General features: G+C 63.0%; 14 protein-coding genes. 12 read left to right on the forward strand and 2 right to left on the reverse strand.

Going from position 1 to position 13,437, the window contains the following annotated elements; all coding sequences use genetic code 11:
* Positions 1-92: 92 nt before the first annotated feature.
* From IB262_RS22445 to IB262_RS22480, 8 genes are all read left to right on the forward strand, one after another.
* A complete protein-coding gene (locus tag IB262_RS22445; RefSeq protein WP_060530301.1) occupies positions 93-1,175 on the forward strand; it encodes an ornithine cyclodeaminase in 1,083 nt (360 codons plus the stop codon).
* A 1-nt stretch (position 1,176) separates the two neighbouring features.
* A complete protein-coding gene (locus IB262_RS22450; protein ID WP_034799479.1) occupies positions 1,177-2,148 on the forward strand; it encodes an arginine deiminase-related protein in 972 nt (323 codons plus the stop codon).
* 30 nt (positions 2,149-2,178) lie between these two features.
* On the forward strand, positions 2,179-2,982 hold the full coding sequence (locus IB262_RS22455) for an arginine deiminase family protein (protein ID WP_192493790.1): 804 nt from the start codon (positions 2,179-2,181) through the stop codon (positions 2,980-2,982).
* 28 nt (positions 2,983-3,010) lie between these two features.
* Positions 3,011-3,811 carry a transporter substrate-binding domain-containing protein gene (locus tag IB262_RS22460; protein WP_034799485.1) on the forward strand — a complete coding sequence of 267 codons (801 nt, stop codon included), beginning with the start codon at positions 3,011-3,013 and terminating at the stop codon, positions 3,809-3,811.
* A 160-nt stretch (positions 3,812-3,971) separates the two neighbouring features.
* Positions 3,972-4,685: an ABC transporter permease subunit gene (locus IB262_RS22465; protein ID WP_034799489.1), complete on the forward strand. Its 714-nt coding sequence runs from the start codon at positions 3,972-3,974 to the stop codon at positions 4,683-4,685.
* On the forward strand, positions 4,685-5,386 hold the full coding sequence (locus IB262_RS22470; RefSeq protein WP_060586196.1) for an ABC transporter permease subunit: 702 nt from the start codon (positions 4,685-4,687) through the stop codon (positions 5,384-5,386). The genes IB262_RS22465 and IB262_RS22470 overlap by 1 nt, the downstream gene beginning before the upstream one ends.
* Before the next feature lie 36 nt (positions 5,387-5,422).
* Positions 5,423-6,187, forward strand: a complete 765-nt coding sequence (locus IB262_RS22475) for an ATP-binding cassette domain-containing protein (protein ID WP_090426603.1) — start codon at positions 5,423-5,425, stop codon at positions 6,185-6,187.
* A 10-nt stretch (positions 6,188-6,197) separates the two neighbouring features.
* A complete protein-coding gene (locus IB262_RS22480) occupies positions 6,198-7,349 on the forward strand; it encodes a M20 aminoacylase family protein (protein WP_192493791.1) in 1,152 nt (383 codons plus the stop codon).
* 26 nt (positions 7,350-7,375) lie between these two features.
* Here IB262_RS22480 and IB262_RS22485 read toward each other — a convergent pair whose 3' ends face one another.
* Both IB262_RS22485 and IB262_RS22490 read right to left on the reverse strand, forming a co-directional pair.
* On the reverse strand, positions 7,376-8,752 hold the full coding sequence (locus IB262_RS22485) for an FAD-containing oxidoreductase (protein ID WP_089043762.1): 1,377 nt from the start codon (positions 8,750-8,752) through the stop codon (positions 7,376-7,378).
* Positions 8,749-9,216: a DUF4126 domain-containing protein gene (locus IB262_RS22490; protein WP_089043763.1), complete on the reverse strand. Its 468-nt coding sequence runs from the start codon at positions 9,214-9,216 to the stop codon at positions 8,749-8,751. The genes IB262_RS22485 and IB262_RS22490 overlap by 4 nt, the downstream gene beginning before the upstream one ends.
* A 335-nt stretch (positions 9,217-9,551) precedes the next feature.
* Here IB262_RS22490 and IB262_RS22495 point away from each other — a divergent pair, with 335 nt between their 5' ends.
* From IB262_RS22495 to IB262_RS22510, 4 genes are all read left to right on the forward strand, one after another.
* Positions 9,552-10,463, forward strand: coding sequence for an ABC transporter substrate-binding protein (locus IB262_RS22495; RefSeq protein WP_089043764.1), 912 nt, complete (start codon positions 9,552-9,554; stop codon positions 10,461-10,463).
* A 99-nt stretch (positions 10,464-10,562) separates the two neighbouring features.
* Positions 10,563-11,732, forward strand: coding sequence for an ABC transporter permease (locus IB262_RS22500; RefSeq protein ID WP_089043765.1), 1,170 nt, complete (start codon positions 10,563-10,565; stop codon positions 11,730-11,732).
* On the forward strand, positions 11,729-12,667 hold the full coding sequence (locus IB262_RS22505) for an ABC transporter ATP-binding protein (RefSeq protein WP_034799514.1): 939 nt from the start codon (positions 11,729-11,731) through the stop codon (positions 12,665-12,667). The genes IB262_RS22500 and IB262_RS22505 overlap by 4 nt, the downstream gene beginning before the upstream one ends.
* Entirely contained in the window at positions 12,667-13,404 is a 738-nt protein-coding gene (locus IB262_RS22510; RefSeq protein WP_060518250.1) for an ABC transporter permease, read from the forward strand. Before IB262_RS22505 ends, IB262_RS22510 begins: the two co-directional genes overlap by 1 nt.
* Positions 13,405-13,437 lie beyond the last annotated feature (33 nt).

Here is a 13,437-nt window from a genome sequence, read left to right on the forward strand (position 1 = left end):
GAAAGGTGTATATTACGATTGCGCAAATTGCTCAATATGTCCTGTAATTTTGCGCAGGTTTAAAATTTCAACTCACTTCTTGCAAGCCTAGGCTGACTTCATCGAATTTCTCCGATGGAGTTTTAAACGTGGTTCAGTATGTCGGTGTCGGCAACGTAATCGAGCTGGTCAAATCGATCGGCATTGAGACGTTTCTTGTGGGTCTTGCGGAATACATCGAAGACGATTTCCGCCGGTGGAACGTTTTCGAAAAAACTCCGCGGCTGGCCAGCCACTCGAAGACCGGCGTCATCGAGTTGATGCCGACCTCGGACGGCGAGCACTACGGCTTCAAATACGTCAACGGCCATCCGAAGAACCCCAATGTCGGCCTGCAGACGGTGACCGCCTTCGGCGTTCTTTCCGACGTCAGCACCGGCTACCCCTGTCTCGTTTCCGAAATGACGATCATGACGGGACTGCGCACGGCGGCGACATCGGCGCTTGCCGCGAAGTACCTCGCACGTCCTGATGCCCGCTCGATGGCGATCATCGGTCTCGGCGCCCAGTCCGAATTCCAGGCGCTCGCCTTCCGCGCCCTTCTTGGCGTCAAGCGCCTTCAGGTCTTCGATATCGATGCGGAAGCCGCCGCCAAGTTCTGCAACAACCTCTCGGATATGGACTTCGACATCGTCGTCGCAACCACGGCGGAAGAAGCGGTTGCTGGCGCGGACATCATCACGACCGTCACGGCCGACAAGCGCAATGCCACGATCCTCTCCGACAACATGGTGGGCGCCGGCGTTCACATCAACGCCGTTGGCGGCGATTGCCCCGGCAAGACGGAGTTGCAGGGGGACATCCTGCGCCGCGCCGACGTCTTCGTCGAATATCCGGAACAGACCCGCATCGAGGGCGAGATCCAGCAGATGGCGCCGGACTTCCCGGTCACCGAACTCTGGCAGGTGATTGCCGGCGAGGCCGAAGGCCGTCGCTCGAGCGCCCAGATCACCATCTTCGATTCCGTCGGTTTTGCTACCGAAGACTTCTCGGCCCTGCGCTTCCTGCGCGACAAGATCCAGGGTACCGCATTCTACACCGAGCTCGACCTGACGACCCAGCCGGACCATCCGCGCGATCTCTACGGCCTGTTCCGGCAGCAGCCGGCGGTCCCTGCCGAGCGGAGTGCCGCATAACATGAAGAGACTGTCCGTACAGGCGCCGAAGGGCGTCGTGATGATCCGCCCGCACCACTTCGGCCCCAACCCGATGACGGCCAAGGACAATGCCTTCCAGGCGACCGACGCGGCGCGCCAGCCGACTGCGATCGCCAAGGCCGCCTATGACGAAGTCAGCCGCATGGCCGACGGGCTTTCGAACGCCGGCGTCGCAGTCCATCTCTTCGAAGACGAGACGACGACGCGGCCGGACTCGGTGTTCCCCAACAACTGGTTCTCGACCCATTCGGGTGGCCATGTCGCGATCTATCCGATGTATTCGGAAAGCCGTCAAAGCGAGCGCCGCTCCGACATCATCGAGATGCTGAAGAACGAGTACCGCGTTCAGGACGTGATCGATTACTCCGGCCTTGAAAAGGACGGCGTCTATCTCGAAGGCACGGGCGCCATGGTGCTCGACCATATCGGTCGCGTCGCCTATGCCGCACGTTCCAACCGCACCAATGAAGTGGCGCTAGAACGCTTCTGCACCCACTTCAATTTCGAGCCGATGATCTTCGGCGCGGTCGATCGCCAGGGCAACTCGATCTACCACACCAACGTGCTGATGTGCATCGGCACCGAGTTTGCGCTGATCGGCACGAGCATGATCCCGGATCTCGCCCGTCGCCAGGAGATCTGCTTGCGGCTTGAGGAAACCGGCCGCCAGGTCATCGATCTGACGCTGGAGCAAATCGAGAACTTCGCCGGCAATGCCATCGAACTCGACGGTGCCGATGGCCGCGTCGTGGTCATGTCGGCTCGCGCGCTCGCCTCGCTCCGCGCCGACCAGATCAAGGCGCTCGAAGTCTCTGCCCGTGTTCTCGCCTTCGACGTTCCGACCATCGAGCTCGCGGGCGGCTCCGTGCGCTGCATGCTCGCTGGCGTTCACCTGTCACGTCGGGAAAACGTGAACAAGCAACCGCTTTACGCCGCCATGTCCGATCGATAGAAGCACCTCATCCAAGCCAAAGGTCTACAAATGTCGCAGTCACGCCCCGTCTACCAGTTCAACAACATCATCGTCCGCACCCCGTCGAAGTCGGTCGTCAACGGCCTTCGCGCCGATGACCGCGGCAACCCCACCTTCGAAGGTGTAAAGGCAGAACACGATGCCTATATCGCGGCGATGAAGGACGCGGGCGTCAAGGTGACGGTGCTGCCGGCGCTCGAAGCCTTCCCGGACTCGATCTTCGTCGAAGATCCGGCGCTGGTCTTCACCGAAGGCGCGATCCTCTTGCGTCCGGGTGCCGAAACCCGCGTCAAGGAAACGCCGGAGATCGAGCCGACGCTTCGCGCCATGTTCGAAACGGTTCTCGATCTGCCAGGCACCGGCTTTGCCGATGGCGGCGACGTTCTGACCACCCGCGAAAGCGTGATGATCGGTCTTTCGGCCCGTACCAACAAGGTTGGCGCCGAAGCACTTCAGGCCTGCCTGACCAAGCTCGGTCGCAAAAGCGAGATCGTCGCCACGCCTGAAGGCGTGCTGCACTTCAAGACCGATTGCTCGCTGCTCGACGACGAGACCGTGCTTTCGACCGCGCGCCTCGCCAAGTCCGGCGCCTTCGAGCGCTTCAAGCAGGTGATCATTCCCGAAGGCGAAGAGCCGGCAGCGAATGCGCTGCGCGTCAACGACGTCGTCATGGTCGGCTCGGACTTCCCGCGCACGATCGAGATGCTCCACAAGCTCGGCTACAAGGTCGTGCCGATGAAGACGACGGAGATCGGCAAGATCGACGCAGGTCTTTCCTGCATGTCGCTACGCTGGTTCAGCAACACGCTCTGACCCGACGCAATCCCCGAGGAGGAACATTATGAAGACGTTGAAGACCGCCCTGTTCGCAGGGATCGCCCTTTCCATGGCTGCCGGCAGCGCGTTTGCCGAGGAGACGCTGCGCCTCGGCATGACGCCGGAGCCCTACATGCCCTTCACCCAGGTGAACGCCGGCGGCGAGTGGGAGGGCCTTGAAGCCGATCTCTCCCGCGCGCTCTGCGAGAAGATGGCCGTCAAGTGCGACATCAACCAGATGGCCTGGGACGGTCTCATCCCGTCGCTGAAGGAAAACAAGGTCGATTTCATCATCGGCGCCTTCTCGATCACCGACGAGCGCCGCCAGGTCGTCGATTTCTCGACGCCCTATTACACCGAAGGCACGTCCTTCGTTGGCTCCAAGGGTGACACGAGCGAGATCAAGACGGCCGACGCCGCCGACGGTTCTGGCAAGATCATCGACCCGGCAAGCGTCGAGGGCAAGATCATCGGCGTGCAGACGTCGAGCGTGCAGTCGGCCTATGTCGCCAAGTACCTGACCGGCGCCGAAGCCAAGAGCTACGACACCGCCGACAACTCGGTCGCCGACCTCATCGCCGGTCGCGTCGACTACGTGCTCATCCCCGACCTCTACATCCAGACCTTCCTGAAGACGCCTGAAGGCGCCGACTACGAGGTCAAGGTCGAAGTGCCGAAGAACGTCACGCTCGGCGAAGGCGTCGCCTATGCCGTCCGCAAGGGTGACGCTGCGACCCTCGACAAGGTCAATGCCGGCCTTGCCGCGCTCGAAAAGGACGGCACGACGCAGAAGCTCGTCGACAAGTGGATCTTCGGCAAGAAGTAAACCGAATTTCGGAGGGCGGCGGCCAGCGTCGCCGCCCTCATTCGCCAAAACCGGCCGCAGCGCCGGGGCACCATCGCAGCAACCGCTACAGCCACCTTGCCCGCACCGATCGGGCAGCGGCGTAGGGGCTGACGAGACAATCGGGAACAGGTAACGACGGATGGACTATTACTGGCAATTGCTTGCCTGGGGCGGCGAGGGCTGGGGCGACGATTTCGCCTGGGGCCTGGTGATGACCCTGCAGGTCTCCGTGGTCGCCTATGCGGTTGCGGTTCTCTTCGGCTTCCTGGGCGCTGCCGGCAAACTGTCGAAGCACCGGATCCCGCGTTTCCTTGCCGATATCTACACGACGGTCGTGCGCTCGCTGCCTGAGTTGCTCGTCATCCTGCTTCTCTATTTCTCGGTCGCGAGCGGTGCCGAGCGGCTGTTGAAGCACTTCGGGCTCGTTGCCGAAACCTTTCAGTTCAGCTCGTTCTGGGCGGCGATCATCGCGCTCGCCTTTGTTTCCGGCGCCTTCATGACCGAGGTGCTGCGCTCGGCCTTCCTCTCCGTGCCGCCGGGCCAGATCGAGGCGGCGGTTTCGATCGGCATGAACAGGCGCAAGGTCTTCACCCGCATCATCTTCCCGCAGATGATGCGCCACGCGGTCCCCGGCATGGGCAATCTCTGGCTGTCTATCACCAAGGAAAGCGCCATCATCAGCGTGCTCGGCTCCTTCAGCGAGCTGCTCTACACGGGCTATCGCGCGGCGGCAGGCACCAAGCAGTACATCTTCTTCTACGGGCTGACGGCCATTCTGTTTCTGGCAATTACGCTCGTTTCCGTCCTGGTGATCGCCCAGATCGAGCGCCGCCTCAATCGGGGGCACAACTGATGGAAACGATCTCCAACGTCGTCGGCTTCCTGCCGGCGCTGATCAAGGCGACACCGCTCACGCTGCTTCTGACGGCGGTCGCCGGCGTCTTCGGCCTTGTCATCGGCACGCTCGTGGCGCTCGCCCGGCTTTCCGGTCGCCGCGTGCTTTCGGTTCCGGCCTATGTCTTCACCTTCGCCTTCCGCGGCACGCCGCTTCTGGTGCAGATCTACCTGATCTATTACGGCCTCGGGCAAATCCTACCCGGCACCTGGGTGCGCCATAGCTTCCTCTGGCCCTATCTGCGTGACGGCCTGTGGTATGCGATCTTTGCACTCAGCCTCAACCAGGCTTCCTACAATGCCGAGGTCATCCGCGGCGCGATCAAGGCGATCCCGCGCGGCCAGATCGAGGCGGCAAAATCGATCGGCATGCGCTCGTCGATGGTCCTGCGCCGCATCACCCTGCCGCAGGCGTTCCGCTCGTGCCTGCCGGTTTTGACGGGTGACCTGATCATCCTGCTGAAGACGACGTCGCTTGCCTCGACCATCACCATTCTTGAGGTCATGGGCACCGCCCGCATGCTGCAGCGCCAGTCGCTGCTGATCTTCGAACCGCTGATTGCCGCCGGCATCATCTATTTCACCGTCGTGTTCATCCTGACGCGCATCATGGGCGTCGTCGAGAAGCGGCTCACGCGCTACCGCACGGCGAAGGCATAAAGAGGAGACGCGCCACGGCGCGCGAGAGGAATGAACATGGTCGCATCAGCGCTTTCGGTGAAGAACATTCACAAGAGCTTCGGGTCCGTCGAGGTGCTGAAAGGCGTCTCCTTCGAGGCGAAGTCCGGCGACGTCATCTCGCTGATCGGCAGCAGCGGCTCGGGCAAGAGCACGCTTCTGCGCTGCATCAACTATCTGGAGACGCCGGACGAGGGCGAGATCTCCGTCTCGGGCGAGGTGATCCGCACCGTCAAGGGCAAGGACGGCAAGTTCCATGCAGCCGACAAGCGGCAGCTCGAACATATCCGCACGCGCCTCGGCATGGTGTTCCAGAGCTTCAACCTCTGGTCCCACAAGACCATTCTCGAAAACATCATCGAAGGGCCGATCCACGTGCTCGGCATGACCAAGAAGGATGCGATCGGCGAAGCCGAACTGCTGATGGAGAAGGTCGGCATCACGCCCAAGCGCGACCACTATCCGAATCAGCTCTCGGGCGGTCAGCAGCAGCGCGCGGCAATTGCCCGGGCGCTGGCGATGAAGCCTGAGGTGATGCTTTTCGACGAGCCGACCTCGGCGCTTGATCCGGAACTCGTCAACGAGGTGCTGCTCGTCATCAAGAAGCTCGCCGAAGAGGGCCGCACCATGGTGATGGTCACCCATGAAATGTCACTCGCCCGTGATATCTCCAGCGAAGTGATCTTCCTGCACAAGGGTTTGGTCGAAGAACGCGGCGCCCCCCAGCAGATGATGCGTGACCCGCAATCGGCGCGCCTGCGCCAGTTCCTGCAGATGGCTTGAGGAGGCCCCGATGCGCGACACCAATTTTTCCGAGTTCCTGCCCGAACTCGTCGATATCCGCCACAAGCTGCACGAAATGCCCGAGATCGGCCTTTCCGAGGTGAAGACCTCCGAGTTCGTTGCGGGACTGCTGCAGTCCTGGGGCTTCGAGGTCACCCGCGGTCTTGCGACAACCGGCATCGTTGCGACGCTGAAGCGTGGCAACAGCAACCGCGCCATCGGCTTTCGCGCCGACATGGACGCGCTGCCGATGCAGGAGGAAACCGGTCTTGCTTACCAGAGCAAGCATCCGGGCGCGATGCATGCCTGCGGCCATGACGGCCACACCAGCATGTTGCTCGGTGCCGCCTGGGCGCTGTCGAAGGACGAAAGCTTCAACGGTACGGTTCATCTGATCTTCCAGCCGGCCGAGGAAAACTTCGGCGGCGGCAAGCTGATGATCGAAGACGGCCTTTTCGAGCGCTTCCCTTGCGAGCGGGTTTATGCGCTTCACAACTGGCCGGGTCTTCCGGTCGGCCAGTTCTCCAGCCGCGCCGGTGCCATGGCGGCATCGATCGACGTGCTGACGCTGGCGATCAAGGGTAAGGGCGGCCACGGCGCCCAGCCCGAACTGACGGTCGACCCGGTCGTCGTCGGTTCCAGCGTGGTGATGGCGCTGCAGACGCTGGTGTCGCGCAATGTGTCGCCGCACCAGCCGTCCGTGTTGACGGTCGGCTCGTTCCAGGCGGGTTCGGCCTCGAATATCATTCCGGATACCGCAGTGCTGGAAATCAGCATGCGCGCGATGGATCCTGTCGTCCGCAAGCAGTTGCAGGAGCGCGTCGAGCAGATCGCCCGCCTGCAGGCGGAAAGCTACAACGCCGAAGCCGTCTTTGACTGGCAGGTCGGTTATCCCGCGACGATCAACGATGCCGAGGCGGTCGAGAATGCGCGTGCGGTGATCGCCGACACATTCGGCGCGGATGCCTATGTCGAACTGCCCGAGCCGCTGATGGGCAGCGAGGACTTCTCCTTCCTGCTGGAAAAGGTGCCGGGCGCCTATGTGCTGATCGGTAATGGCGACAGCAGCGGGCTGCACACAACCCGCTACGATTTCAACGACGACATCCTTGAGCGCGGCGCGACCTATTTCTACCAGCTCGCACGCGCAGCGCTCGTTTAAGCGCGCGGCATCAATTGCCCGGCCGCTCAGGTCGCCGGGTGCATGTCTCCAAAGACCGTCGGGATCAGTTCCGACACGGTTGGGTGGATATGAACCGCGTGCGTGATCGTCGTGTATGGCTTGCCCGCATACATCACGTCGAGGATGCTCTGCACTGCCTCGTCGCCGCTCGTTCCGAGGATCGATGCACCGAGGATCTCCTTGCTGTCGGCGTCGACGATCACCTTCATGAAGCCTTCGGTCTCGCCCTTTTCCACGGCGCGGCCGACGCGGGTCATCGGCCTCGTACCGATGAGCAGCTTGCGCCCCGACTTGCGCGCCTCGGTCTCGGTCATGCCGGCGCGGCCGAGCGGCGGATCGATAAATAGGCCGTAGGTTGAAATGCGATCGCTGACCTTCCGCGCCTCTCCGTCGAGCAGATTGGCGGCGATAATCTCGAAGTCGTTATAGGCCGTATGGGTGAAGGCGCCGCGGCCATTGCAGTCGCCCATCGCGAAGATGTGCGGCACGTTGGTCCTGAGCGTCTCGTCGACTTCAACATAGCCGCGGGCGTCAGTCTTGGCGCCGCTCCGGCCGAGATCGAGGTCGTCCGTGTTCGGCCGGCGGCCGGTTGCCAGCAGCAGGTGAGAGCCGACGATCTCGGGTGCGCCCGCCGTGCAATCCACGCCGGCGACGACATCGTCGCCGCTCCTGGCAAAGCGGATGCATTCGGCATTGAGGCGAAACTGGATGCCCTCTTTTTCGAGGATCGCGAGAATGGCGTCGGAAACGTCCGCATCCTCCCGGCCGATTAGCCGCGGCCCCTTCTCGATTACGGTAACCTCGGAGCCGAAGCGACGGAACATCTGCGCAAACTCGAGTCCGATATAGCTGCCGCCGACGACGATCAGGTGGCGGGGCAGGGTGTCGAGATCCATGATCGAGACGTTGGTGAGATAGGGCACCTCGGCGACACCAGGGAAATCCGGGGTTGCGGCGCGTCCGCCGACATTCAGAAAGATCTGGTCGGCCGAGAGCAGCGCGTCGCCGACTCGGATCTCATGCGGGCTTTCGAAGCGCGCATGGCCTTCGAAGACGGTGCAGTTCTCCATGCCTTTCAGCCAGTTTTCGATGTTTCCCCGGGACGTGAACCGCACCGTGTCCTTGCGCGCCATGACGCGGGTAAAGTCGATGGTGATGGGACCGGTCGTCACGCCATAGTCCGCGCCCCGTCGCGCCAGATGCGCGGCATAGGCGCTCGCGACCATCGCCTTGGTCGGCATGCAGCCGGTGTTGACGCAGGTGCCGCCGAAGTGCTTGCGCTCGATCAGCGCGACGGTTTTGCCCGCTGCCGTCAGCCGGCCGGCAAGCGATGGGCCGGCCTGGCCGGCACCGATGATGATTGCGTCGAAATGTTTCGTCATGAGACCGAGGACACCACCCAGAGTGCGAGGAGAACGGCAACAGCATCCTCGAGAAGGGCGATCGGCAGGTCCTTGCCGCCGATGGCCGCGACGAGGCGCTTGCGGGCTTCATAGCCGCCGAGCGTGCCGATGACGGCACCGATGACGCCGGCGACCATTCCTTGGAGCATAGCATGTCCGGTCAATCCGAGCGCGGCCCCGCAGAAGGCGCCGCTGACGATGCGGGCGCCGAACTGTTGCGGCACCTTTCGGCTCGGTGTGCTCGGCAATTGGTCGGTGACGAACTCAACTAGGGCCAGAAGGCCGAAGATGTAAGGTGTGAAGCGAAAGCCCATGAAGGCCGCCCAGGTACCGCTGAGCGGCAGCCATCCCGCGGCTGCGCCAATACTGACGGCGGCGGGTGCGGTCATGGTGCGCAGGCCAGCGACCACGCCGATAATGAGCGTCAGAAAATAGATCGACATCGTGTCCCCGAACGTTCGCCGGGCGAACCCAAGCCACCAGCCCCCAAGCGGTTCGGGTCGAGCGGCATCGCAACCAAGAGTGAAAGCGGATGTTTCTGGCGGGCCGCGATCAGAGTGGCCGACAACGCCGGCGATTGCAACGCCCAATCAGCTACCGCCAAAAACGGTAGTCTATGCTTTCGATCGTGTTTATCAATGTAGGAAAATATTCGCCTGCCACAGTCTCTGGATGCAACCCTATTTTTTGCCGGGGGCTGACATATATGGAATGGCTTGCCCCGACGGAGCGGACGTTCCGTGATCAAACTTGCGCATCGAAATCCGAGGAGAAACCTATGCGCCTGACCAGACTGCTTATCGGAACTGCCCTTGCCTTCACCTTGACTGCCGCCGCGGCGAGCGCCGATGTGGTCGTATCCTCGAAGATCGACACGGAGGGCGGGGTGCTCGGCAACATCATCCTTGCCGTGCTCAACGCCAACAACATCAAGACGGTCGATCGCGTCCAGCTTGGGGCGACGCCGGTCGTACGCAAGGCGATCACCGCCGGCGAGATCGACATCTATCCGGAATATACGGGTAATGCCGCCTTCTTCTTCGAAAAGGCCGACGATCCGGTCTGGAAGGATGCTGCCAAGGGTTACCAGACGGCCAAGAAGCTAGACTACGATGCCAACAAGATCGTCTGGCTGACGCCATCGCCGGCCAACAACACCTGGGCGATCGGCCTGCGCAAGGAAGTCGCTGACGAAAACAAGCTGAAGACGCTGAGCGATTTCGGCAAGTACATCGCTGGCGGCGGCAAGGTCGTGCTTGCGGCGTCGTCGGAATTCGTGAATTCCGCCGCCGCACTGCCGGCGTTCCAAACCACCTACGGCTTCACCTTGAAGCAGGACCAACTGATCACGCTTTCCGGCGGTGATACCGCGGCAACGATCGCGGCCGCGGCGAACCAGACCAACGGTGCGAACGCAGCCATGGTCTATGGCACCGACGGCGGCATCGCCCCGTCCGGCCTCGTGGTCCTGGAAGACGACAAGGCCGTCCAGCCCGTCTATCAGCCGGCCCCGATCATTCGCGAAGCGGTGCTCAAGGAAAACCCGCAGATCGAGGAACTCTTGAAGCCCGTGTTCGAGAAACTGGACCTGGTGACGCTGCAAGACCTGAACGGTCGCGTGCAGGTCGGCGGCGAACCGGCCAAGGCGGTCGCCGAGGACTTCCTGAAGAAGAACGGCTTTCTGAAATAAGTTGACGGAGATCCGGGACGCTGGTCGGATGGCTGGCGTTCCGGGGATAGGCCTGCAGGTGCCGGAGATGCGCCGGCACAGGCGGGGAGGGAATGTGGTTTGAAAGCACTCCGCTTTGACAAGCTCGGAGCGATCATTGCGGCCCTGGCGCTCGGCGGCGCCTTCATAGCGCCTTTTGCAACGTTTCGTGCCAACCGTATCGTCGCCGGTGAGGTCAAGTCGGTGGCCGACGGCCTGCCTTCGGGGTGGAGTGCCGTGCTGTTGGGCATCGTGGTCTGCGCGGTCATCGTCGCGCTGGTCCGATCGCCCGCTTACCTGCGTCTCGCTGCCGCCTTTGTCGCGCTCGCCGCGCTGGCGCTCGGCATAGGCGTTGCCGCCACGCATCTGACACCCGAAGCCAACACCTATGCCCGCGTCTCGCCGGCTTCGGGCTTCTGGATCATGCTCTTTGCCTTCGGGCTGCTCGCTGCCGACGCCTTGACGCGACTGCGCCCGGCGCCCTTCGTGCGCATCGTCGTTCTCGCCGTCGTGCTGGCCTTTGCTTCGGCCATCCTTCTTGCCGGCGCCTGGGACGGCCTGTCGATTCTCAAGGAATATGCAAGCCGGGTGGACACGTTTTGGGCGGAGGGCCGCAAGCATGTGACCCTGGCGCTCGGTTCGCTCGTGGCTGCGACCCTCGTCGGCATCCCGCTCGGCATCCTCTGCCACCGCGTCACGCGGCTGCGCGATGGGTTGCTCGGCGTCCTGAACGCGATCCAGACGATCCCGTCGATTGCGCTCTTCGGCATTCTCATCGCGCCGCTCGGCTGGATCGCCCTCCATGTGCCGGGTGCGGCTGCGATCGGCATTCGTGGCATCGGTGTTGCCCCGGCCTTTGTTGCGCTCTTTCTCTATTCGCTGCTGCCTGTCGTCGCCAACACCGTCGTCGGTCTGGCAGGCGTTCCGCGGGACGCGAATGATGCCGCGCGTGGCATCGGCATGACCGATTGGCAGCGGCTGGTCGGCATCGAATTTCCGCTGGCCTTCCCGGTGATCCTCACCGGCATCCGCATCGTGCTCGTCCAGAATATCGGCCTTGCGACCATTGCCGCGTTGATCGGCGGCGGCGGCTTCGGCGTCTTCGTCTTTCAGGGCGTCGGTCAGACCGCGATGGACCTCGTGCTGCTCGGCGCCGTCCCGACGGTCGTGCTGGCGTTCGCCGCGGCGATCGTACTCGACGCGGTGATCGAGATGGCCACACCCAACACCAGGCAGGCAGAGGCCGCATGATCGAGATCGAGAACATCACCAAGCGATATGGCGAAAGCACCGTTGTCGACGACGTCAGCCTGACGATCGCGCCGCGCACCGTCACCGTCGTCGTCGGCACCTCCGGCTCCGGCAAGACCACGCTCTTGCGCATGGTCAACCGGCTGGTTGAGCCGACCTCGGGCGCGATCCGTCTCGATGGCGAGGACAATCGTTCGCTGCCCGGTTATGAGTTGCGCCGGCGGATCGGCTATGCAATCCAGGGGCACGGTCTGTTTCCCCATCGCACCGTAGCCCAGAACATCGCGACCGTGCCGACCTTGCTCGGATGGGAACGGGCGCGCATCGATGCGAAGGTGGAAGAACTCCTGCGCCTTTTCCAACTCGATCCCGCCGATTTCGGTCCACGCTTCCCACACGAGCTTTCCGGCGGCCAGCAGCAGCGTGTGGGCGTTGCCCGGGCGCTTGCCGCCGAGCCGAAGGTGCTCTTGATGGACGAGCCCTTCGGGGCGCTCGATCCGATCATCCGCGCCAAGGCGCAGGACGACCTGCTTGCCATCCAGAAACACTTCCAGACGACGATCATTCTCGTCACCCACGATATGGAAGAGGCCTTTCACCTCGCCGATCGCATTGCCGTCATGGACAAGGGCAAAGTGGTGCAGTACGCGACCCCCGCCGAAATGCTGCTGAAACCGGCCACGCCCTTCGTCGAAAGCCTGATCGGGGCGGGCGAACGGCCCTACCGCCTGCTCGCGATCGCGCCGGTCTCGAGCGCGGTTGAGCCCGGGGCCGCCGAAGGCGCGCCGATATCGAGCGATGCCAGCCAAAGGGAAGCCCTGGCCGAACTCCTCTGGTCCGGACGAGATGCGTTGCCGGTGGCAGGTCCCGACGGCGCCGTAATCGGCAGGGTCAGCCTGGAGGGGTTGGCCAAACGCGCGGCCGGTCCAGCCTGATGCCGAAGCTCGCCACTCTCATTCGCATCGCGGTTTTCCTGGTTCTCGTCGCGTTCCTGCTGCAGCCCCATTGGTTCGAGCCGCTGCTGCGGCCGCTGGTGCAGGACAACGCCCCCGTCATCTACAACCAGGGAAGCCTGCTGCAGCTGACGTTCTTGCATCTGCGCACGGTGGCGCTGGCGGTGGCAGCGGCCGCGCTGGTTGCGCTTGCGCTTGCCATTCTCGTCACGCGCACGTCCGGAGCAGAATTCCTGCCGCTGTCGCGCAGCCTGGTGAATATCGGTCAGACCTTTCCGCCCGTCGCGGTTCTTGCGCTCGCTGTTCCGATCTTCGGTTTCGGCGAAAAGCCGACGCTGATCGCGCTTTTTCTCTATGGCCTGCTGCCGATTTTCGAGAATGCGCTGACGGGGCTGACGACCTTGCCTTCCTCCGTCATGGAGGCGGCGCGCGGCGCCGGCATGACCAGCGGCCAGCGGCTTCTCAAGGTGGAGTTGCCGCTGGCGATGCCGGTGATCCTGGCGGGTATCCGGCTTTCGGTCGTCATCAGCCTGGCAACCGCCACGATCGGATCGACGGTCGCCGCAAAAACACTCGGCGAAGTAATCATCGCCGGGCTGCAATCGAACAACCTTTCCTTCGTCGTCCAGGGCGGCCTGATCGTCGCAACGCTTGCGGTGCTTTTGCACGATGGGTTGCAGGCGGCGGAGCGGAAGCTTGCTGCGCGGATGGGGCGCTAGGCGCAGGCGGTGGCGACGCGCGGCCGGGCAATC

The sequence above is a fragment of the Ensifer sp. ENS02 genome (assembly GCF_014851885.1).
In the GTDB taxonomy this organism is placed as follows: Bacteria; Pseudomonadota; Alphaproteobacteria; order Rhizobiales; family Rhizobiaceae; genus Ensifer; species Ensifer adhaerens.

Coding starts and splice junctions, on each gene's coding strand:
- IB262_RS22480 (WP_192493791.1), top strand. CDS start 6,198: ATGCGCGACACCAATTTTTCCGAGTTCCTGCCCGAACTCGTCGATATC.
- IB262_RS22475 (WP_090426603.1), top strand. CDS start 5,423: ATGGTCGCATCAGCGCTTTCGGTGAAGAACATTCACAAGAGCTTCGGG.
- IB262_RS22470 (WP_060586196.1), top strand. CDS start 4,685: ATGGAAACGATCTCCAACGTCGTCGGCTTCCTGCCGGCGCTGATCAAG.
- IB262_RS22465 (WP_034799489.1), top strand. CDS start 3,972: ATGGACTATTACTGGCAATTGCTTGCCTGGGGCGGCGAGGGCTGGGGC.
- IB262_RS22490 (WP_089043763.1), bottom strand. CDS start 9,216: ATGTCGATCTATTTTCTGACGCTCATTATCGGCGTGGTCGCTGGCCTG.
- IB262_RS22505 (WP_034799514.1), top strand. CDS start 11,729: ATGATCGAGATCGAGAACATCACCAAGCGATATGGCGAAAGCACCGTT.
- IB262_RS22460 (WP_034799485.1), top strand. CDS start 3,011: ATGAAGACGTTGAAGACCGCCCTGTTCGCAGGGATCGCCCTTTCCATG.
- IB262_RS22450 (WP_034799479.1), top strand. CDS start 1,177: ATGAAGAGACTGTCCGTACAGGCGCCGAAGGGCGTCGTGATGATCCGC.
- IB262_RS22455 (WP_192493790.1), top strand. CDS start 2,179: ATGTCGCAGTCACGCCCCGTCTACCAGTTCAACAACATCATCGTCCGC.
- IB262_RS22495 (WP_089043764.1), top strand. CDS start 9,552: ATGCGCCTGACCAGACTGCTTATCGGAACTGCCCTTGCCTTCACCTTG.
- IB262_RS22485 (WP_089043762.1), bottom strand. CDS start 8,752: ATGACGAAACATTTCGACGCAATCATCATCGGTGCCGGCCAGGCCGGC.
- IB262_RS22510 (WP_060518250.1), top strand. CDS start 12,667: ATGCCGAAGCTCGCCACTCTCATTCGCATCGCGGTTTTCCTGGTTCTC.